18 protein-coding genes and 1 pseudogene are annotated in these 22,890 nt (G+C 39.2%); 2 read left to right on the forward strand and 17 right to left on the reverse strand.

What is annotated here, in order from left to right; translation table 11 throughout:
- The 3 genes and pseudogenes from BLP54_RS15635 to BLP54_RS11680 all read right to left on the reverse strand — a co-directional run.
- Positions 1-161: pseudogene (locus BLP54_RS15635) on the reverse strand (IS5/IS1182 family transposase); the annotation flags it as partial.
- Between the two features lie 314 nt (positions 162-475).
- Positions 476-946, reverse strand: coding sequence for an IS200/IS605 family transposase (gene tnpA / locus BLP54_RS11675; protein ID WP_090169857.1), 471 nt, complete (start codon positions 944-946; stop codon positions 476-478).
- 193 nt (positions 947-1,139) lie between these two features.
- Positions 1,140-2,039, reverse strand: coding sequence for a LysR family transcriptional regulator (locus tag BLP54_RS11680; RefSeq protein WP_090169859.1), 900 nt, complete (start codon positions 2,037-2,039; stop codon positions 1,140-1,142).
- A gap of 164 nt (positions 2,040-2,203) precedes the next feature.
- Here BLP54_RS11680 and metE point away from each other — a divergent pair, with 164 nt between their 5' ends.
- Both metE and metF read left to right on the forward strand, forming a co-directional pair.
- Positions 2,204-4,483 carry a 5-methyltetrahydropteroyltriglutamate--homocysteine S-methyltransferase gene (metE, locus tag BLP54_RS11685; RefSeq protein WP_090169861.1) on the forward strand — a complete coding sequence of 760 codons (2,280 nt, stop codon included), beginning with the start codon at positions 2,204-2,206 and terminating at the stop codon, positions 4,481-4,483.
- Between the two features lie 2 nt (positions 4,484-4,485).
- A complete protein-coding gene (gene metF / locus BLP54_RS11690; protein WP_090169864.1) occupies positions 4,486-5,346 on the forward strand; it encodes a methylenetetrahydrofolate reductase [NAD(P)H] in 861 nt (286 codons plus the stop codon).
- A 118-nt stretch (positions 5,347-5,464) separates the two neighbouring features.
- Here metF and BLP54_RS11695 read toward each other — a convergent pair whose 3' ends face one another.
- The 14 genes from BLP54_RS11695 to ltrA all read right to left on the reverse strand — a co-directional run bounded on the left by BLP54_RS11695 (position 5,465) and on the right by ltrA (position 22,740).
- Positions 5,465-7,111 (reverse strand): ATP-binding cassette domain-containing protein, encoded by a 1,647-nt coding sequence (locus BLP54_RS11695; RefSeq protein ID WP_090169866.1) that lies wholly within the window; start codon positions 7,109-7,111, stop codon positions 5,465-5,467.
- A gap of 1 nt (position 7,112) precedes the next feature.
- Positions 7,113-8,927: an ABC transporter permease gene (locus BLP54_RS11700; protein ID WP_090169868.1), complete on the reverse strand. Its 1,815-nt coding sequence runs from the start codon at positions 8,925-8,927 to the stop codon at positions 7,113-7,115.
- A 49-nt stretch (positions 8,928-8,976) separates the two neighbouring features.
- Positions 8,977-10,359, reverse strand: a complete 1,383-nt coding sequence (locus BLP54_RS11705; RefSeq protein ID WP_090169870.1) for a hypothetical protein — start codon at positions 10,357-10,359, stop codon at positions 8,977-8,979.
- A 169-nt stretch (positions 10,360-10,528) separates the two neighbouring features.
- The gene (locus tag BLP54_RS11710) at positions 10,529-11,287 is read right to left on the reverse strand and encodes a response regulator transcription factor (RefSeq protein ID WP_090169872.1); all 759 of its coding nucleotides are present in this window, start codon (positions 11,285-11,287) and stop codon (positions 10,529-10,531) included.
- A complete protein-coding gene (locus BLP54_RS11715) occupies positions 11,280-13,001 on the reverse strand; it encodes a sensor histidine kinase (RefSeq protein ID WP_090169874.1) in 1,722 nt (573 codons plus the stop codon). Before BLP54_RS11715 ends, BLP54_RS11710 begins: the two co-directional genes overlap by 8 nt.
- Before the next feature lie 2 nt (positions 13,002-13,003).
- A complete protein-coding gene (locus BLP54_RS11720) occupies positions 13,004-14,053 on the reverse strand; it encodes an extracellular solute-binding protein (RefSeq protein WP_090169876.1) in 1,050 nt (349 codons plus the stop codon).
- Positions 14,054-14,071: 18 nt separating this feature from the next.
- Positions 14,072-16,318 carry a glycoside hydrolase family 31 protein gene (locus BLP54_RS11725; RefSeq protein ID WP_090169878.1) on the reverse strand — a complete coding sequence of 749 codons (2,247 nt, stop codon included), beginning with the start codon at positions 16,316-16,318 and terminating at the stop codon, positions 14,072-14,074.
- A gap of 119 nt (positions 16,319-16,437) precedes the next feature.
- Positions 16,438-16,929: a preQ(1) synthase gene (queF, locus tag BLP54_RS11730; protein WP_090169880.1), complete on the reverse strand. Its 492-nt coding sequence runs from the start codon at positions 16,927-16,929 to the stop codon at positions 16,438-16,440.
- A 41-nt stretch (positions 16,930-16,970) separates the two neighbouring features.
- A complete protein-coding gene (gene queC / locus BLP54_RS11735) occupies positions 16,971-17,657 on the reverse strand; it encodes a 7-cyano-7-deazaguanine synthase QueC (RefSeq protein ID WP_090169882.1) in 687 nt (228 codons plus the stop codon).
- A gap of 18 nt (positions 17,658-17,675) precedes the next feature.
- Positions 17,676-18,248, reverse strand: coding sequence for a GTP cyclohydrolase I FolE (gene folE, locus BLP54_RS11740; RefSeq protein ID WP_090169884.1), 573 nt, complete (start codon positions 18,246-18,248; stop codon positions 17,676-17,678).
- Positions 18,249-18,261: 13 nt separating this feature from the next.
- The gene (gene queE, locus BLP54_RS11745) at positions 18,262-18,930 is read right to left on the reverse strand and encodes a putative 7-carboxy-7-deazaguanine synthase QueE (protein WP_090169886.1); all 669 of its coding nucleotides are present in this window, start codon (positions 18,928-18,930) and stop codon (positions 18,262-18,264) included.
- Positions 18,931-18,932: 2 nt separating this feature from the next.
- Positions 18,933-19,355 carry a 6-pyruvoyl trahydropterin synthase family protein gene (locus BLP54_RS11750; RefSeq protein WP_090169888.1) on the reverse strand — a complete coding sequence of 141 codons (423 nt, stop codon included), beginning with the start codon at positions 19,353-19,355 and terminating at the stop codon, positions 18,933-18,935.
- 315 nt (positions 19,356-19,670) lie between these two features.
- On the reverse strand, positions 19,671-21,200 hold the full coding sequence (locus tag BLP54_RS11755; RefSeq protein WP_090169890.1) for a cellulase family glycosylhydrolase: 1,530 nt from the start codon (positions 21,198-21,200) through the stop codon (positions 19,671-19,673).
- A 256-nt stretch (positions 21,201-21,456) separates the two neighbouring features.
- Entirely contained in the window at positions 21,457-22,740 is a 1,284-nt protein-coding gene (gene ltrA, locus BLP54_RS11760) for a group II intron reverse transcriptase/maturase (RefSeq protein WP_176754547.1), read from the reverse strand.
- Between the last annotated feature and the right edge of the window lie 150 nt (positions 22,741-22,890).

Consider the following 22,890-nt stretch of genomic DNA (forward strand, 5'->3'; position numbering starts at 1 on the left):
CGCCCCTGATCAGGAGAATATTTATCTCTGACTAAATCATAAATAAAAGACCAATCAATAGCTTTATCTATAATCCTAAGAAGATGATCTTGAGGAACCAAGTCATCAGTACATACAAATTCAATCTGCTTTCTTGCCTTCTCATTCTGTTCTGTAATCATTATTCTAACCCCTTGTTTTGATAGTATTATTATACCAAAAAAGTAACTAGAACGCTTGTAAAATCAAGGCTTTCTAAGGATTTGGATAATCTAAAAATGAAAGAACTGGAGTCCGCAGACTCCAGTTCCTCCTTATTAAAAAGAAAATGTCGCGGCGGAAGCCGCGACACTTTGTCTACACTCTGAAACCACCGGCTTAGCCGGTGGTTTGTTCTAGCCCTATAAGGGCTTGTTACCGGCACTGGAGTCTAAAGACTCATTGAAAGGTCCGCCAGCCGCAACATCATTTACCTACCGAGCCCCTTGGGCTCTACTTATCTGTTTTTGACTACTGGCTCACCCGTGAACGGGTCAATATACTCTTTGAGTGTCATTTGATTGTACTCTAAGTCTTCTTTTAATTGATTCCTTATGTACTCTTCAATTTTCTTTGCATTCTTTCCTACCGAATCTACATAATATCCTCGGCACCAGAAATGTCTATTCCCATACTTGTACTTTAAATTCGCATGTCTCTCAAATATCATAAGCGTACTCTTACCTTTTAGATATCCTACAAAACTCGAAACACTCATACTTGGTGGTATTCTAACCAACATATGTACATGATCTGGGCATATTTCAGCTTCAATTATTTCCACACCTTTTCTCTTACATAATGTACTAAGAATGTTTGCTATATCAGCTTTTAACTGACCATATGCAACCTTTCTCCTATATTTAGGTGCAAAAACTATGTGATACTTACACTCCCACTTTGTGTGTGATAAACTATTCATGTCCATTGGGGACTGCCTCCTTTGCTTTTACTTGGCTGACGAACCATAGTAATTCTAGCACTGGAGGTATTTTTCTGTAAGCTGAAGCATTCCTAACCACCCGCAGAGCAGGTGGTTTTATTCATTTTTCAAAGTATCTATTTTATCTAAAATATAAAAACTAAGACTTTGAAAAATAGGGCCTTGCCCTAACAATAATTTATTTTACTAGCTCCTCCAGTAAACTAATATATTTAACTGTCATTGGGGATGGTTTGATGGAGGTAGGCAGAATATAGCCTATCTCCATATAATCGTCCACATCTAAAGGCTTGGCAATAATGTTGGAGCCGTTCAATTCTTCACTAATAACACCACTGCAGATGGTGTATCCGTTTAGACCCACCAGCATATTAAATAGAGTAGCACGATCACAGACAATCAAATCCTTGTCACAATCTAGGGTGCTTAGTATCTCTTCTGAAAAATAGAAGGAGTTGTGACTTCCCTGTTCATAAGAAAGGCGGGGATAAGGCTTTAAATCCTCAGGTGTAAGTTTTTTCTTTGATGCTAGAGGCGAGCCTTTGCCAATAAATACATGGGGCTTTGCTTTGAATAAAGGCGTGAAAAATAGTCCATTATCCTTAAGTGTTTTTCGGATTACGGTTTCGTTAAATTTGTTTAAATACAGTACGCCTACTTCACTTCTAAGATGGGCCACATCATCTATAATGTCAAAAGTCTGGGTTTCTCTCATGTGAAATTCATAGGATTCACCACCATATTTTTTTAGTAATTCAACAAATGCTTCCACTACAAATGAATAATGCTGAGAAGAGACACAGAATTTGGTTTTTCGCTTAGTTTGTCCCATATATCTGTCTTCAATAAGATTTGCCTGCTCTAATATCTGACGGGCATATCCTAGGAATTCTTCACCCTCGTTAGTGATGGTGATTCCCTTTTTGCCTCTGTTAAATATGGTGATTCCATATTCTTTTTCTAGCTCTATAATTGCAGTAGTAAGGCTGGGTTGAGCTATATATAGTCTCTTTGCTGCCTCTGTGATATTTCCAATATCTGCTACTGTCACTGTGTATCTAAGCTGTTTTAATGTCATAGGAACCTCCGTATTTACGAATTAGAAATAGATATTGATAATATAATAGCTTAAACCATAGAAAATATCTATGGATATAACATAATTTTAAATATTTTACCTATTAATTCTCTAGGTTTATACTTTCAACCAATAAAATAATAAATGAGCAGGAGAAATAAGTTATGAAAACAGCAGTTATTGGATTTCCAAGAATTGGAAAAGATAGAGAATTAAAATTTACACTGGAAAAATACTTTAAAGGGGAGATAAATCAGGCTGACATCTACGGCGAGGCTGACCGCCAAAAGGAGTATGGACTTAACAGCCAGTCAGAGGCTGGAATTGATTTTATTTCATCAAATGATTTTTCATTTTATGATGGAGTACTTGATACAGCTGTATTGTTTAACGTGATACCTAAAAGATATGAGAAGCTAGAGCTTTCAGCTATCGACACATATTTTGCAATGGCACGTGGTTATCAGAAGGGGGACAAAAATGTTAAGGCACTTGCCATGAAAAAATGGTTCAATACAAATTATCACTATATTGTTCCTGAAATAGAAGACGATACAGAGGTAAGCTTCGTAGGGACAAAGCCACTGGATGAATATGAAAATGCTCTTTTAAAGGGGATTTCAACCAAGACAGCTATTGTAGGACCATTTACATTTTTAAAGCTGCTTAAGTATACAGGAACAAAGTGCTTTGAGGATTACATTGATATTTTTACAGAGGAATATATTAAGCTCATAACAGCACTTGATGAAAAAAATGTAGAGTGGTTACAGCTTGATGAGCCTTGGCTGGTTAAGGATATTGATGAAGGGGAGAAGGCAATTTTTACTAAGATTTACAATAAAATTCTTTCGAATAAAAAATCAGTAAAAGTATTGCTACAAACATATTTTGGGGATGTAAGAGATGTTTACAATGAAATCGCTGAGTTAGATTTTGATGGTATTGGTCTGGATTTTGTAGAAAGTAAAGAGACACTTTCACTTGTGCAGAAAAATGGTTTTCCAAAGGACAAAATTCTTTTCGCTGGTCTTGTAAATGGAAAAAATATTTGGAAGAACAATTATGCTAATACTCTTCAGGTGCTTAATGAACTAAAGGAAGCTGGTGTAAAACAGATAGTCATCAGCACATCGTGTTCATTACTTCATGTGCCTTATACACTTGAGAACGAAACAGAGCTTTCTTCTGATTACACAAAGCATTTTGCTTTTGCTAAGGAGAAGCTTAAGGAGCTTAAGGAACTGGCCGAATTATTTGAAACAGAGGATTATGAATCAACTGAAGTATTCAAGCAGAATAAAGAGCTTTTTAGAAACAGAAAGGATAGCTTTAACAAAGAAGTTAAGGATAGAGTTAAGGCTATTAAGGATGAGGATTATGTCAGACTTCCTGAATTTAATGTAAGAGAAAAGCTTCAAAAGGAATTACTAAAGCTTCCTGAATTTCCAACTACAACAATCGGTTCATTCCCACAGACGCAAGATGTCAGAAGAAACAGGCTGATGTACAGAAAGGGCGAGATTAGCAGGGATGAGTACATCGATTTCAACAAGAAAAAGATTGCCGAGTGTATTGCCCTCCAGGAAGAAATAGGACTTGACGTACTGGTTCATGGTGAGTTTGAACGAAATGATATGGTTGAATATTTCGGAGAGCATTTAGATGGATACGTATTTACGAAGAAAGCATGGGTTCAATCCTATGGTACAAGATGCGTCAAGCCACCAATTATCTGGGGAGATGTATCCAGAAAAGAAGCTATCACTGTACATTGGTCAAAGTTTGCTAATAGTTGTACCCCAAAGCCTGTTAAAGGAATGCTTACAGGCCCTGTAACTATTTTGAACTGGTCATTCCCTAGAGAAGATATTTCTATCAAGGAAAGCACACTTCAAATCGCATTGGCAATTCGTGATGAGGTACTTGATTTGGAGGCGAATGGAATAGGTATTATCCAAATCGATGAAGCAGCACTTAGGGAAAAACTACCACTCAGAAAGTCAGATTGGTACAGCCAGTATTTGGATTGGGCGATTCCATCCTTTAGACTTGTTACAAGTGGGGTGAAGCCTGAAACACAGATTCATACTCACATGTGCTATAGCGAATTTACAGATATTATTCCAGCAATAGATGCAATGGATGCAGATGTTATTACCTTTGAGGCATCGAGATCTGATCTTCAGATTCTAGATTCATTAAAGAAATTCAATTTCAAGACAGAAGTTGGTCCAGGTGTGTACGATATACACAGCCCTCGAGTGCCTTCAGTAGAGGAAATCGTAACAGCACTTTCGAAGATGCGCCAAAAGGTATCTGATGACAAATTATGGGTTAACCCAGATTGTGGCTTAAAGACAAGAGGCGATAATGAAACAAAAGCCAGCCTTATAAACTTAGTTGAAGCTACAAGACAATTAAGAGGAGAAAAAATTTCGTAATAATGAAGATTTCAGAGTTGTATAAAAAGGATAGAAGAACACTATCCTTTGAAATATTTCCACCAAAGAGAGAGGAAAACCTAAAAAATATAGATGAAACACTTTCTGTTTTATGTGAACTAAAGCCAGATTTTATCAGTGTAACTTTTGGCGCTGGCGGTAGCGCAAATTCAAACAATACAATAGCTATAGCTAAGAAAATAAAGAACGATTATGGCATTGAACCTGTAGTACATCTAACCTGTCTTAGCTATGATAAGCATGAAATTGACGAATTTGCAAAGATACTTGAATACGAGGGGATAGAAAATATCCTAGCCTTAAGAGGAGATAAAAACGAAAGGCTTGTTGCTAAGGAGGATTTCAAACATTCAACAGACTTGATATCCTACCTTAAGCATAATCATGATTTCTGCTTCTTAGGTGCCTGCTATCCTGAACTTCATCCAGAATCCACTGGTATTGCCGGGGAGCTTAGTGGTATAAAATCCAAAGTGGATGCAGGCGCGGAAGTGTTGTTGTCTCAGCTATTTTTTGAAAATGAGGCTTTTTATAAATACAATGAAAGATGTAAGAATGCAGATATTAATATCCCAATGATTCCAGGAATTATGCCAGTTATTAATGCAGCTCAGATTAAGAGAATGGTAAGCCTGTGCAATGCTTCATTTCCAGAGCGATTCCAAAGGATAATAAGCAAATATGAAAATAACAAAGAAGCATTGTTTGATGCAGGAATGTCTTATGCCTTAAGTCAGGTGATTGATTTGTTGGTTAATGACATTAATGGAATTCATTTATATACCATGAATAATCCTCGTGTTGCCAGAAGGATTTGCGAGGGGATAAAAAATATAATCTAATAGAAAAATGCCCTCTTTCGAGGGCATATCAGAGTGTAGACAAAGTGTCGCGGCTTCCGCCGCGACATTTTGTCTACACTCTGACAAGACCACCGGCTAAACCCGGTGGTCTTGTACTTTAGATTTCAATACTTCCTGCACAGATAAGTCTGCCAGATTTTCTATCAAACAGCAGTATATCTTTTCCTGCAATATTTATTTTTTCCTTTTGTCCAATCTGGTAAATAACTCCACCAAAAATCACACTTGTGAGAAGATATTCGCCTATACGAAGTTTAAGAGTAGATTCCATTCCAGTAGGCATAGCACCATAAATTTCTGTATCAACCGAACCTTTGTCATCAATATTTATTGCCTCTGGTCTGATACCAAGAACGAAATCCTCATCTGTGATTACAGGGTCTTCAAGGATGCTATCATCAATCTCTTCTACTCTCTGAACGTGATATCTGAATACCTCATCCTTATTACTCTTTTCTACAGCACCCTTCTTAGATAGACGAACCCTCTCAGCCTCAGCTTTTTCAGCAAAGCTTTGGTCTCTTACATGTCTCCATGCGTTCATATCAAGAGGATATTCTGGTGTAAACTTTGCTTTGATATCTCCTATTATAGTAAGGCTAAGACTTCCATCTGCTTCCTGTATTCCCTTAGCGTCTACAAAATTCATAGATGGATTTCCTACGAAATCAGCAACAAATAAATTTGATGGACGGTTATAAACAGTAAGCGGTGGTGCGTACTGCTGCAGTACACCGTTGTTTACAAGGCAAATCTTTGTAGCAAGAGTCATGGCCTCCATCTGATCGTGGGTAACATATACAAAGGTACTACCTGTTTCAAGGTGAAGTCTCTGAAGCTCATATCTCATTTCAAGACGAAGCTTGGCATCAAGGTTTGAAAGTGGCTCATCCATGAAAAGAACCTGTGGTTCTGGAGCAAGAGTACGGGCGATAGCAACTCTCTGCTGCTGACCACCTGAAAGCTCTGCTGGATATCTATCCATGAACATTCCAATTTTTACAATTCTTGAGCAGGCTCTCACTCTGGAATCAATTTCTTCCTTTGTAAGCTTTCTCTTTGAGACAACTATTTTTCCATCCTTTAATACTTCGAACTTTTCATTCAAGCTCTTACCCTCTGATGCAAGGTTCTTCTTGATAGTCTCCAGCTCACCCTCATATTTTAGAACAAAATTTGAAGCGGTTTCATCAGCATTTGAAGCGGTATGAACTCCAAGTCCCATCAATTCTTTTGCTGAATAAATTGACATTGTATAAGTATCAATAAGCTTTACCAGAGCTTTGTTGTCATCCAGCTTTCCGTTTTTATCACGACACTCTTCTACAACCTCTTTTATTTTTGCTCCTGATTTAAGAGCTCTAAGAATATCTGAAATCTGCTTAGCCTTTACATCAACATTAGGCATTTCCTCATCAATATTTTTTAGACCGAAAGAGATATTTTCATAAACAGTCATGTTTGGCCAAAGAGCATAATTCTGAAAAAGGAAGCCTACCTTTCTCTTATTGGCTGGAACATTGATTCCAGCATTGCTATCAAATACTACTTTGTCACCGATTGTGATGCGTCCCTCTGTAGGAGTTTCAAGACCAGCTATCATTCTAAGAATTGTAGTCTTTCCACAACCTGATGGTCCAAGCAATGTTATAAATGAATTGTCAGGGATATCAAGGCTAACATTATCTACACCGAAAAACTTTCCCCAACGCTTTGTTATATTCTCCAATTTGATTTCTGGCATTTTACTTTCCTCCAATTCCGCTGTCGAGGCTAGCTCCAGTCAGCTTGTTTACCAATGTATTAAAAATAAGAATTGTAACAATCAAAATCAGGTTGATTGCACTTGAGAATGCATATAATCCCATCTCATCAAAGTAATCAAGCGTTGTTGATAAAATAAATCCCTGAGTACAAAGAAGAAGGAATAATGATAATTCTCTTAAGCAGGTCATAAACGGAAGAAGATATCCACTTATGATTGATGATTTCTGGATAGGAATGATAATCTTTACCATTCTCTTTACCCATGATGCATTCTGTATAAGAGCTGCTTCCTCAAGCTCATTACTAATCTGAAGCATTGAGTTAAGTGAGCTTCTTGATGCAAATGGAATGTACTTTACAACACCTGCAAGAATAAGAAGTGTGTAAGTATTGAAAAGGTTAATCTTCTCATTTGAAAAAAGAATGAAGAAGGCGGCACCTACGGCAATTGAAGGCATTAGGTATGGAAGGAACGCTACATTATTGACATAATTTGCCCACTTGCTTCTTCTATTCTTTGCTACCGCATATCCGATAAGTGTTCCGATTGTTCCTGCAATCAAAGCACAGATTACAGCAAGTAAAAGTGTTCCAAAGAACGCATGCCAAATTGTGTTGTTGTATATAATACCTGGCTGGCCGTACATACCATTTTCTGTGATATTCTCGTTTGTAACCCACCACTTAGTTGTCAGGTGTGCTAAGTTTCCTGTGTACAGGAAACTGTAGTCACCTGGGTTAGGAAGGAAGGTTTCAAGTGCAAACAAAAGAATTGGCCAAATACTTGTAAAAAACGTAATTACGATAAAGATAATTCCTACTACGTATTTACCAGCCTTACCGATTGTAAGCTTTGTAAGCTGTCCTGATTTACCAGTAACTGTTGTGTAGTTCTTTCTACTTTTTAAACTCATCTGGTTCATTCCAAGAATCAGCACACCAAAAATCATCATGATGATTGCAAGAATTGATGCCTCGCCAGTGTACATACTGTTCATGGAAATGTACTTTGTAGAAAGAGTTGTAAGATTCAAATAATGTGGAACTGGATAGCTTCCCATTGCACTACCAAATACCAAAAGTATTGTAGAAAGGATAGCTGGCTTAATCATTGGAAGGGTAACCTTTCTCATAATTTTCCACTTTGGAGTATCAAGAATGGTTGCTGCCTCCTCGAGATTAGCATCCATGTTTTTGAAAATTCCACCGATTAAAATATAAGCAAATGGTGCATAGTGAAGACCTAAAACCATTGCACTTGGGAATACTCCCTGGCACCACCAGTTCGGAAAATATATATGAAAAATTGCTGCTAATAATCCATCTGAAGTTCCTGTAACCTTGTTACTATAGAACATGTGCTGCCATACAACAGCCAGTGTCCACTGAGGCATGATGTATGGAAAAATGAAAATTGAGCTTAAATATTTCTTGAATTTCATGTCTGTACGGGTTACAAGGAACGCAAACAGACCACCAAACAATATCGAAATAATACAAGTTAAAACTGAAAGAATTACTGTATTTAAAAGTGGAATCCAAAGATTTGTTTTTGCCAGACGGCTTGTAAACAAATCAACGTAATTAACAATTGTATATCCAGTCACACGACCTGTAAGATGCTGGTCGATAGTACCTGGATGAATCTTTAATGTATCCTGAACAATGGCAACGATTGGTGCCACAGTAGAAAAAGTCAAAACTATTCCAAACAACAAAAGAATTATATTTTGAGGTTGGGAGAACCATGTTTTGACCTTATTTGTGACAATAGCTTTTCTATTAGGTGTCATACTTTATTCTCCTTAAAAGGGGGCGCCGCAGGCGACGCCCCACCAATTTTTACTCTTCTCCTGCTGAGTAATGATCCTGAATATCAATCCAAGAACCTACAGTAAAGGATACCTCTGAGCAATATGCTGGATCCTCAAGAACAAGCTTTCCATCGGTTGTCCACCAGTCATATCCTCTATCGTTCTTTGCTGGGAACTCATCTCCGCCACCTTCGCTGTGGTGATATGTTTCCTCGATAGCCTTTGCTACTTCTGGGTTAGCTGAGTAACCACCCATATCCTTGCCCCATGCATCAAAGCCCTGCTCTGTTGTTGTCATGAAAGCAATGAATGCACATGCTGTCCATGGAAGTGGGCTGTTCTTTGTAAGGAAGAGATAATGGCAATATCCATATCCACCGATTCCTGTGTAACCATCCTGATATGCAGCTACATTAATGTTGTTTACAGAAATAGAAGCTGACTCCTCAACTGAACGAAGCTTAGAATATACTAACAATCCTGACTGATCCTTTGCTGACTTATCAACAAGTGTGTTACAGATAGGACCATCATCTGTCTGCTCGTTGTAGTTGTTAATCCAAAGCTTAATCCAAGCAAGTGAATAAGCTGCATCTGCGCCAAGTCCAAGCTCAGAAGCATCCTTCTCCATTTCCTTAACTGTTGGCTGGAAGTATGCCTGCTTTGTAGAATCAAGTGCATTGAATGACTCCTTCATCCATGCTGCATACTTGTCTTCTGTAAGCATCATAAGGAAGTTCTTACCTACGATTTCTGAATCAACGCCCATGAATAATGGATGTGAACCTTCATATACGAAATCCCAGCAGTTATTAAATTCAGCTGAACCTGTGTTGTTGTACATGAAAACCTTATTAAGTGTCTGAAGTGGAAGGAATCCCTCAAATGCATCTGGAGTAGTTCCATTTGCCTCTGCCCACTCCTTTGGTACAAATATTTTAAGGATATCTGTATCCACCATCTTTGTCTGGATCTGATTTCCATCCTGAATAAGAGTCATTGCAAATGTACCTTCACTCTTAAGTGAGTCAGATGAAAGCTGCTCAAAAATCTTGTTGTTCTTTGGCTGCTGCCACTCAAACTCCATGTTGTATGAGCTGTCGATTCCCTGAAGATATTCGATAAATAATGGAAGTGCTGATTTACCACGGCTTGAGTTACCAACACCATAGAAAGTCTTGCCGTTAGACTCCTCGATAGCCTTCTGAGCCAACTCATCAAGAGTCATTGTCTCTGCTTCAGCTATAATCTTGTCGATTCCTGTGAGCTCTGCTGCAGGTTCATCCGCTGTCTGCTCTGTAGCTTCACCTGAATCTGTAGTTGCTGTGCCTGAGCTTGCGCCACCGCAACCTACCAGGCTGGCCATCATCATAGATGCGACCATAATTAATGATAATACCTTTCTTTTCATTCTTACCCTCCTAATCATTATAGATTATTTTTACCCTGCATTTAGGGCTTCTCTCTATCTAATAGTCTATATATAGTGGATTAGAATGTGTATGAGACAAAACTGATATTATTTGTAATTTTTGAACATACTAAAAAAAGAGCTGGAATCTCATCCAGCTCTCACTCACTTATAGTCCATTACTTTGATAATCTGATGGAGATTTTCCCACCAGCTTTTTAAAGGTGTTAGAAAAATATGCTATATCCTGATAGCCCACTTTATCTGCTACTTCGTATACTTTAACTTTTATATCCTTCAGATAATCCATGGCTTTTCTTATACGTAGTCGGGTAAGATAATTGTTGATGCTAAGACCTGTTTCAGCTTTAAACAGCCTGCTCAAATGCCCCTCACTAACCCCTATAGCTTCAGCCATTGCAATGACACTAAAATCTGTATCACTATAATTTTTTTCTATGAAGTCAATTGCTTCCTTGATATATTTATTTTCCACATCAGACTTACTCGTTAGCGGAATAAGCTGTTCCTCAGCCTTGCTGCTGTTAACAGAATTTGGGTGAAGATGCAATAGTCTCTGAATAGCTCCCTCCAATGCCCCATCATCAAAAGGTTTTAAAAGATAGTCTGATGCTCCTATTCTAATCGCTGCTCTTGCGTACTCAAACTCATCATAGGCTGTCAGAAAGATTACCTTCATATCAGGATACTTTTCTAGTAGTATTTCCGACATTTCTATACCTGTCATCTTTGGCATTTTAATGTCGGAGATAACCACATCTGGCTTTAGTTCCTTCGCCTTTTCCAAGCCTTCCTGACCATTGGCTGCTTCACCTACTACCTCGCAGTCAATCAACGACCAGTCTGTATCATTTTTTATTCCGAGACGTACATATTTCTCATCGTCTACAATTAAAACCTTAGTCATTTTCTGGCTCCTTTTTTGATAGGGGCAGAATCATAGTCATAATGGTTCCACCAACCTCCAGCCTATTAGCTGTTATTCCATAATCTTTTCCGTAGTACAATTTAATTATCGTATTTACGTTATTTAATCCAAGATGACCTTCCAATCTGCTTGGATCATCTGCCTCCAAAATCTCTATCATCTCATCGCTAATACCCTTACCGTTATCTTCGATGTAGATTTTTAAAAGCTGACTTGCTCCCTGCTCTAACGAGCCTTCTGTGGACTCAGCAGAAATATACAGTCTGCCATCATCTCTATCTTCCAAGCCGTGAATAATTGCATTTTCCACTAGTGGCTGAAGAATCAGCTTTGGCACAACTGCATCCTTAAGCTCCTCTGGCACATTAATAATCAAATCAAAGAAATCATCAAAACGAATCTTTTGAATTTCGCAGTATCTCTCCACAAGCCTTAATTCAGTCTCCAACGTACAAAACTGCCTGGTGGAAATAGACATTCTGAGAATTCCTGCAAGACTTGATGACAACGTAGCTACTTCTGGCACTTGATTCGCCTTTGCCACCCATTTAATGGTATCAAGTGTGTTGTACAAAAAATGTGGATTAAGCTGCGATTGCATCATGGCAATTCGGGTTTCATTTATCTTTCGCTCTGCTGCAACTCGCTCCTCCATTGTATCTTTCAACTGGGTAGTCATTTTATTAAAGCCCGTTGCCAGCTGTTCAAATTCATCCTGTCGATTCAGCTCTATCCTGGTGTCAAAATCTCCCTTTCTGAATTGCTTCATAGCCTTGGCTAAAGCTGTAATTGGCTTTGAAAAATATTCACTTACTCTGTTTGCAGCCAGTAAACATGCAAGCACTGAAACTATCGCCATAATAGCAATAATTTGATAACCACTTTTAATGGCTGATTCGTCAAGTGCCTTTGGAGTTACATAAATTGTAATCAGCCCCGTGTTGCCCAAATCATTGATATAAATATTTGATCTTATTCCATCATTATATAGGGAGCCTCGCAACAGATTGTTTCGTATCCCACTGAGTAGCACTCCATCAGAAGCTGTTCCAAATTCACAAAAAGCTCTAAAGTGGCTGTTTACAAGGGCGAATCCATCCTTTGAATTCATTCCATCACTTACAACTTCCTTAAGATTATCCTGATGAATTCTTACAACAACTATTCCCCTATCAAGAACATTTAGCACTTCCCTGGCCATCAGTAAATCTCCAGCATTTTCAGGGCTATTGCTTAAATCAATGCCGTAAACTGTCTTTCCATGATGCTCCTTCGCTTCCTTCAAAACAGAATAATTCTTAGGTAATGTTACTGGAGTCAACCCTGTTTGCGTACTGAAAACACAATTTCCATTAGAATATAAGTCAACTGACGCAAAGTCTCTTATTGCTGCAGTTTTCTCATATAAAGCAGCATATATCACCTGATTGTTTTCTCTGCTTAATGTAAAAGCACCCATCAGGGTTTCATCTTCGGTAATCTTATCTATGGCCTCATCTGATTTGGTCATCATATCAAGAAGACTATTTCTGATTAAAAGCTCCTGTGCCTTATCTTCTCTGGCATAGTCTGACTCTAGTCTTGCCTGAAACCCCTGCACTGTTAAGACACCGCTGATAATAACCATAGCCAGCGTAATCACAAGGGTTAAAACAAAAATTTGTCTTTTGAAGGATTGTCTGATAATGTTCATAATCAATCCTCCTGACCTGTGAGCTGATGCCAGGTGTCAAAAGCTATTTTTTCATCCTCTGCTGACTGCTGCACATCAAAGTCTATAATAGTAATATCACCAAAAACTTTACGAAGCTTCACATCTTCCCTTACAGGCCTGCGGTAAAACTCATCCATTGCATAGCTTTGAGTATCATACCCTGTAATAAAATCTATAAACAGCTTTGCATTTTCTTCGTGAGGAGCGTTCACCACTATTCCACAACCATCAGGGACAGCACTAGTACCATCCTGTGGATAAATCATATCTATGTTGTATCCCTTGTTGATAGCCTTGAGGGCAGTCTCCTCCAATGTGATTCCCACAAGGGTTGTTCCATTTGAAACATCAGGAATTACATCTCCAGAAGACTTTAGGATATTACCATCTAGCTGATTATAAAGCCTGCTCACCACATTCTCTGGCGAATCTCCCGTTATTTGGGAAATGGTAGAAACTATAGTATAGCTTGTACCTGAATTATCCATATCCGCAAATGCGATTTTACCTTTCCACTTGGAATCAAATAACTGCTCCCAAGTGTGTGGCGCACTGCTTGAATTAACAAGTTTCTTATTGTAAATAAAAACAATTGGAAGTTCTGTAAAAGGAGTCCAGGTGCCATCTTTTGACATGAAATTTCTATCTAATTCTCTAGCTTCACTGGATTCGTATGACATGAAATTATCCTTCCATGCCTCATAACTTTCCACTCCGCCTCCAAACATGATGTCGCATAGTCCCTGTGCAAACGCTGCATCTGCCATCTGCATCATTTCCTGAGTTCCACCTGCTTTAATATCAACATAAATTCCCGTGCGATTTTCAAACTCCTGAATAATTGGAAGATATACCTCCTTCTTGTGAGAGGTATAGACGATAAGCTGATTTTCATCAGCCACAGAATATTTTTCAGAAACTTCCCTTACAGTTTTCTTAGGGGATATTTTTCCACAGCCAGAAAACAGAAGCAAAACTGCTTCTGTAATCATGACCATAGTTAACAATTTCTTTTTAACCCCATTCCCCATAACATTACTCACAATCTTTTAGAGATTAATCACCTTAATCTCTTTATATTTCTCATAATTGTCATGCAGCATATCTGTCTCTAGTTTACCATTTTCATATGTAAAGCTGTAGAGATTATATTCTCCCTCAAGATATCTAAAGTCTTCCCCATTATCCTGATAATGAGAGCCCCAGGCGCTTTCTCCAGCTACTAAAAGCTCTAACGTATCATATGGCTTCTCTCCCACATACTGAACTGGCTCATACATAGGAATTATGCTGCCCTCTTTAATGAATATTGGAAGCACATCAATTGGTGCATCAACAATAATGTAATTTCCACCTGCGTGACGCTGGCCTGTCCAATAATCAATCCATGTTCCTGATGGAAGATAAACCATTCTCTTAAAGGCTCCCTGCTCTACTACAGGTGCCACAAGCATATTCTCACCAACAAGGAACTCATCATTAAGATTATAGGTGTTCTCGTCATCCTCGTAATGAAGCACCAATGGGCGCATTACTGGAAGACCTGTAAGCTGACATTCAAATAATAAATCATAAATGTATGGTAAGAAGCGATAGTGCAGCTCTACGTATTTACGATATACATTTACAGTCTGCTCTCCAAAATGCCAAGGTTCCTGCATTCTGTGACCCTTAGCACAATGATTTCTAAAGAAGGTAGAGAAAACAGCTGCCTCAATCCATCTCATAAGAAGCTCTGGCTTTGTATCTCCTCCAAATCCACCTATGTCAGTTCCTGCAATAGGAAAACCGCTGATACCAAGATTACAAAGCTGTGGAATCAGCATCTGAAGATGTGGCCATACACTCTGATTATCTCCAGTCCAAACAGCAGTATATTTCTGAGAACCACTGTAGCAAGCTCTTGTGATAACAAGTGGTCGCTTTCCTGTAAGCGCCTTCATTCCCTCAAAGGTAGCCTTACTCATGAAATGACCGTATACATTGTGCATCTCACTGTGGTCTGTCTCTCTGTCATTTACATGGAACTGGACATCCAAAGGAAGTGGCCCCTTAAAGCTGGCTGGCTCATTCATATCATTCCAGATTCCCTGCATGCCCATGTCCACAAGCTTCTTATGACTCTTGCTCCACCAGTTTCTAACTTCTTCTTTACCAAAATCAGGGAATACAGAATCTCCTGGCCAAACCTCATTTACATATACCTTGCCATCCTTATCCTTTGCAAAGTAATCATTCTTTATGCCCTCGTCGTACATGAAATAGCCCTTGTCCGCTTTTACGCCGGGGTCAATGATGCAGACAGCCTTAAAGCCATCCTCAGCAAGCTCCTTTATAAGCTGTCCCTCTGGCTCGTAGTTTTCCTCATCCCATGTGAAGACTCTGAAGCCATCCATGTAATCAATATCGTACTGAACCGTCTCGCAAGGGATTCTGTTCTCACGCATCTTTGTGGCAACTTCACGGATATCCTTTGCACTTTCATAGCCCCAGCGGCACTGATGATAGCCCAGTGTCCAAAGCTGTGGCAGTGGTGCACGTCCTGTAAGATATGTATAGTGCTCCACAATATCTGTCATCTTTTCGCCAGCCATGAAGTAGAAATCCAAGTTTCCATCATCTGCACCATAGCAGAAATAATCTGTGCTCTCCTTGCCAAGATCCATATAGCTGTGGAAGGTATTATCAAAGAAAAGACCATAAGTGTATCCTGGTCGCTTTCCAATAATAAATGGAATTGATTTATAGAGAGCTGGCATGTTTTCCATGTGCATCTGAGGAATATCTGAATTCCAGTTCTCATAAGCATAGCCTCGCTTATTTAAGAAGCCAGTCTTATCACCTGTGCCGTAGAATCTGTCCTCTGGATTAAGTTTGAAAAGCTGCTGAACCTTATGATTTTTGTACTGGTCAGCATTAAAAAGATGTCCTTCCGCAATAAGAAGTGCTAACGCTTCCTCAGATAATCCTCCCATGATAGTACGGGTGCCATCATAGCTTGAAAGCAGTTCATCTGAGAATTTATCCATGAATTTAAAGCTGAAATCATCCCCCAGCTGAAGAATAACGGAGCCTGTTGTAATGGAAATATGATCCTCAGCCTGTGATACCTCAAAATCTACAGGCACCTGTGGATTACCCTCGATGGCAACTGACTTGTAATATTTTATCCAATAAGGAACTAATACCCTGATAATTTCCTCTGTAATTACCTGAATAATTACTTCCTGATTTTCATATTTGATAGTAACCTGATTGTCCTCGGTTACATATCCCAATAACTTACCGAATCCCATAAAATCGTCCTCCTAGCTAAAAACTAAATGTAGAATATCATATTGCTGGAAACGTTTCCAGTAATATTTCAAAAAATGGACTGACAATGTAATTTTACCTTATCAGTCCCATAAAAATTTTATCTATTATCAACTCTCTCAGGATACATATCGTGGTTTGCCATACGATTGAAAGCTACCTCTTCCCACTTTGTACCTGGCTTGCCATAGTTACAATATGGGTCGATGGAAATGCCTCCTCTTGGAGTAAACTTGCCCCAAACCTCGATGTACTTAGGATCCATAAGCTTGATAAGATCCTTCATGATGATGTTTACACAATCCTCATGGAAGTCACCATGATTTCTAAAACTGAAAAGATAAAGCTTTAATGACTTGCTCTCTACCATCTTTTCACCTGGAACATAAGAAATGATAATATTTGCAAAATCAGGCTGACCAGTAATAGGACAAAGTGATGTGAACTCTGGACAGTTAAACTTTACAAAGTAATCATTCTCAGGATGCTTGTTTAAGAATGTCTGAAGCATCTCTGGTGCGTAGTTATCTGGATATGTGTTGTTCTTGTTTCCAAGAAGGGTAAGTGTACCCTCGGCTGCTCTATCTGCCATAATTATTTACCTCCGTACTTCCGATATCGTATATACGATAATTAGTTCTCATATGCTATTGGGTCTGTCACCCCATTAAGTTCAAATGCTGCTTTTCTATCAATGCATGTGCCGCATTTTCCACAAGCCTTCTCATGTCCTTCATAGCAGCTCCAAGTAAGCTCATAAGGAACTCCGATTTCAAGTCCCTTCTTTACAACCTGAGACTTTGTAAGGCTTATAAATGGTGCAACAATTTCAAGCTGCTTTCCACTACCTTCATAGATAGCTGTGTTCATAGCATTGTTAAATGCCTCTGAACAATCTGGGTAAGCATTGCCTGCAGCGTCATCACTGTGTGCTCCATAATAAATCTTTGAGCATCCCTTAGAAAGTGCAATAGCACTGGCGCTTGAAAGGAAAAGACCATTTCTAAATGGCACGTATGTGCTTACGGGCTTTCCGTCTGTCTTAGCAAGCTGCTCAGCATAAGACTCCTCTGGAATCTCTCCATCAGAGTGCTGTAAAAGTGTGCAGTCACTAAACTGGAACATTGTAGATAAATCAAGTGTGATGTGCTCTACATTATAATGCTCGCAAACAGCATCTGCTGCCTTAATCTCCTTATCATGACGCTGGCCGTAGAAGATCGAAAGACCTACTACGTTCTCGCTTCCATATTCTTTTACTGCCATACCAAGGCAAGTGGTAGAATCCACACCACCACTGACTAAAACTAATGCTTTCATATACACCTCATCCGCTTTTTAAAATAATCTTGCCAACAAATCTCTGTCGGTTTTGAACTTTCCACGTAAAGTCTGTGTCTGAGTGCGAGCACCTGCATTCTTAATTCCACGTGCTGTCATGCAAGAGTGGCTAGCCTCGATAAATACAGCCACATCCTCAGAGCCTGTAACCATCTGAAGAATCTCAGCGATATCATTTCCGATTCTCTCCTGAAGCTGGAGACGCTTAGCCGCCATATCAGCGATTCGTGCAATCTTGCTGAGACCGATTACCTTTCCATTTGGAATATAGGCTACACTGACCTTCATATCATACATAAGTGCAAGATGATGCTCACAGTAGCTGAACACCTCGATGTCCTTTACGAATACAAGGTCCTGACTATTCTCATCATAGTAGTCCTCGTCAAAGGTCTTGTTGAACATATCAGCAATCTCCTGATTGCTGTAATTCATTCCCTCGAAAACCTCCTCATACATGCGGGCAACTCTGTCAGGAGTCTCGATAAGACCTGCTCTGTCAGGATCATCCCCAAGGGCAATGATAATATTTCTAATGCTTTCCTTAATTAATTCCTTATTAATTGCCATACTATCCTCTTTCTTACACTCCACACTTATTTGGATCCCAAATAAATTTATGAAGCTGGAGCTGTAATCGAATATCATTACGCTTGTGCTCTATCAGATAATTAACCATATCTGCTGGATCGATTCGTCCAAATACAGGGCTGATTAAAACTGTACATTTCATAGCCAAGCCGTATGTATCAACAAGCTCACAGACCTTATCCAGCTCGCTTACCTCTGAGCATACAAACTTAACAGTGTCCTTTGGCTGAAGAAAGGCAAAATTAGATAAATCCATCTTATCTTCCATACCAGAGCCTGCAAGCTTGTAATCCAAGGTAAATGCAGGTGCATTTGGAATAGCTGCAAATGGGACAATATTAACACTTCCATTTGTTTCTATCTCCACCTTAAGGTCTGGTTCTGCTGCAAAAGCTCTTAACAGGTCCTTTATATCCCTTGCCTTAAGTGGCTCGCCACCAGTAAGGGTGACACGGTTAATTCCAGTTGACTTTACATAATCTATAATTTCAGTTTCTGTCATCTGCTCGGCTGGTGCCTCATAGCTGCATGCCCATCTTGTATCACAATAGCTACAAGCAAGGTTACATCCACGAAGTCTGATAAATACAGCTAACTCACCAGCGTGCTGACCTTCGCCATTAATGCTGACGAACTTCTCTACTACAAAAAATACTGACATTATTAATCCTCCGAATAGCTTGCACAGTTATTTGGAGTCTCATACACTGTCACTTCTGCAACTGTAAAACCATAATCCTTAAACTTGTCAAAAAAGTACTTTGCGAAATTCTCTGCTGTAGGTCTGAAAGGCACTACATGCATCTCGAAGTCCTCTGCCTGGAGAGCTGCTACTGTAGCCTCCTTAAGAGAACCTTCTTCATATATAAAGCTGTGATCAAAGAAATCTGTTTCCTTTTTAAGAGCATTTTTCACATCGCCAAAATCTACTACCATTCCACGCTGCTGTCCTTCGCTCTGCAGCTTATCAGTCTTAATTTTTAAAATAACTCTCCAGCGATGACCATGTAAATTAGAACACTTTCCCTCATAGCCAGCTAAAAAGTGAGCTCCATCAAATGAAGCCTCTGCAGTTAAATAATACATTGAAAATCTCCTATGAAACCGGACCTAGAATATCTCAGAAATAAAAAAGACTGCGCACCGGCAGCCTCGAAAATCACATAGATAAATAACGCAAGTCCGAGTTTTGTTTATAGACAGGATGGTACAAACGAACTGTCTCTCACTCTTACGAGTGAATTTCTATTTTTTAATTGCCTGACTATAATACAACCTGAAATAAAAAAAAGCAAGCAAAAAAGCGAAAGGTCGCAACAGCATACACTATTGCGACCACATATATATATTAGGGAGTATAAAAATATGAAAAAGGTTGGGTTTTACGAAGTCATACAAACATTAACGTACTTTAACGTTTGTAAATGTGGCTTTAGAACCATCTTTCTTAGTTCCGTTAAAGCCGAATGAAACAGTCTGTCCAGCCTCTACTATACCGTTATAAGATTCGTTGGTAATTACGTAGTGCTTACCCTTGTGAGATGAAATCTTAGCATTCCAGATTGCTGTAATTTCAACATCACTATCGAATTCAACTGTCCATCCATTAAGGGTTTTGTTTGTTGTGTTACTAACTGTGTTATTTGCTGAAAAGCCTGTGCCCCAATCAGATGGAATGTCAAAAGTAACACTTCCACCTGTTGTTGTGCCTGCCTCAGGAGTAGGAGTAGGGGTAGGTTTTGAGGTAGGTGTTTGGGTAGGCTTTGGAGTTGGCGTTGGTGTTGGCTTAGCTGTAGGCTTAGGTGTTGGTGTAGGAGTTGGTGTAGGGGTAGGAGTAGGGTTTACAATACCACTATTACCTGAAAGCTCCTTACAAGTCTTCATAAGCCACTTGCCAGCCTCTGTAAGATCTGATTCTGTCCAGTTGCTAGTCTTATTACATGATGAAGAAATTACTGAAGCAGACTCATTCTTATTACATAAGCTCCATAATGCAAAACTGATGTTGTTCTCCTTGAAGAGCTTCATCCAATCATCAGCATTGCTGAAATCGTATCCGCCGTTACCAGAAGCATCACAAACACCAAACTCTGTACAGATAACTGGTGTGCCCGCCTTAACGGCCTTTCTTACGTTGTCTTTAATATTGTCATAATGTGTTGCCGCGTAGAAGTGAACTGTGTACATGATGTTTTCGAAGCCATCATTCTTAAGTGGCTTGTCAGCAACCTGATCTACTCTCTGTGACCAGTCGTTTGTGCCGCAGATGATGATGTTCTTTGCACCTGTACCTCTGATTACACCAGCAATTGTCTTGCTGTAGGTGTATAAATCCTTGCCGCTTCCGTCATACCAGTTTGTACCAGTAGGTTCGTTAGCAATTTCAAAAATTACATTATCAACATTCTTATATTTTAATGCATACTTTGTAAAGAATGTCTTTGCCGCGTCGATGTCTTCATTTGGGTTGTAGCTAAGTACATGCCAATCGATGATTACATACATGCCAAGATCCTTAGCTGCTGAAACAGCTTCCTCGATCTTCTTATCCATTAAATCCTTATTGCCCTGAGTGTATCCATTCTCTCTGGCATATACTGCAAGTCTTACAGTATCGATTCCCCAATCATCCCTCAGACTCCTAAAACTATCCTTGCTAATGTACTGTGGGAACCACTGTACACCATGTGTACTAATTCCGTGCAACTGTACTGGCTTGCCATATTTGTCTACGATAGTTGGCGCAGCGTAACCTGATGTCTTTTTTACTGATAGAGTACCATGCTGTCCAACAGGAGTCTGAGATTTAGACACAGCGTTCGCCTGTACTGTAACGCTTGCTGCATTAACATTTTGAATGCATGCGGGTCCGCTAACCGCCAATGCTGCTGCTAATGCGCATGAAGTAATAATTCTTATTCTTCTTTTCATTACATATTCTGCCCTTTCTGTTTATTAATAAACAATTTACAAGAAACTGTTTATTTTTGTTTACCGGTACAATATAACATAACACTTTTAGTTTGTAAACAATTTTGTAATATTTATGTTACAAATATACATTTTTCTGTAATAAATAATTCAGAGTTTTTCCCATGTTTACAATCGAGTAGGAGGGAGATTTAATCAATCTCCCGACCTCTCACACCACCGTACGTACGGTTCCGTATACGGCGGTTCAATCAACTTAACAAGTAACACATCTTTCGGTGTAGTAATCTAACATTGAGACTAATCCAAATAAGGCTAGTCTCTTGTTGTTTATTGCTATATTCACCGCTCCCTTGCTGCAAACATAGGCTATTCTTTGACCTGTGTATGCAACTCGTCTTGCAGTATCTCTGTCAATTCCAAGTTTTACAAGATTCTTTTCACGATTCTGTGGAGTTTTCCAGTGTTTCCAAATGCACATGCGGAGTCTGTATCGGATGTGTTTATCCATCTCCCTACATAAAGTTTTCATACTACCTATCTTGAAGTAGTTTATCCAACCTCGAATAAGCTGATTAAGTTTCTCAACTTTGTAGCTGTTGCTAACGCCCCAACTACGGCAAGTAAGGTCTTTCATTCTTTTCTTAAACTTTGCTACTGATTTTGCATGTGGTTTTGCCTTAAACTGGTGTGCTCTTGAATCAAAGTAGAATCCGAATCCAAGGTATTTAAGTCCTTGCGGCTTGTCAACTTTACTCTTGGTCATGTTGACCTTGAGACCTAGTTTCTCCTCAATGAATCGAGAGATGTTTCTCATAACTCTATTAGCAGACATTTCACTACCAACCATGATGATACAATCATCAGCGTATCTTACAAAGTTAAGCCCACGCTTTTCCATCTCCTTATCAAGTTCATTCAACATGATATTCGCCAATAACGGCGAGAGATTTCCTCCTTGTGGTGTTCCCACAATAGAGTCCTCGTACTCATCATCAATCATGATTCCACTGACTAGGTATTTTCTAACGATAGAAATAACATCTCCATCCTTAATAGTTCTACCTATGATAGTCATAAGTTTGTCGTGATTTACTGTGTCAAAGAACTTTTCCAAGTCAATATCTACAATCCAATCATTACCGTCATTCATCATGTCGAGCGCTGTTAGGATTGCTTGCTGTGTACATCTATTAGGTCTGAATCCATAACTGTGGTCATGAAATTGTTCCTCATAGATTGGTGTTAATACCTGTGCTATAGCTTGTTGGATAAATCTGTCTGTTACTGTTGGTACTCCTAGGTTTCTGACACCACCATCAGGCTTTGGTATCTCCACTCTTCGTACTGGCTGAGGTTTATACTTTCTTGTCCTCAACTGTTCCTTGATTATATCGCCGTTCTTTTCAAGGTGTTCTTTGAGTTCTGTGTACTTCATTCCGTCCACTCCCTCTGCACCTTTGTTTCGTACGACTTGCAGATATGCTCTATTGAGATTATCACTAGATAGTATCTGCTCCATTAGACTACTTGTGTCCATGCGTTCTTTCCTTTCCGTCTCGCTAGATTTGACCATCCTTCACCCGATTGGTTACGGCAGATGTTGTCATTTCTGCAATACGAGACATACTCAAACTTATTGATTGTTCACCCCTTCGCTCCATCTCCATTACAGAAATTTCTTCACTAC

Source organism: Pseudobutyrivibrio sp. 49 (genome assembly GCF_900100545.1).
Classification (GTDB): Bacteria; Bacillota; Clostridia; order Lachnospirales; family Lachnospiraceae; genus Pseudobutyrivibrio.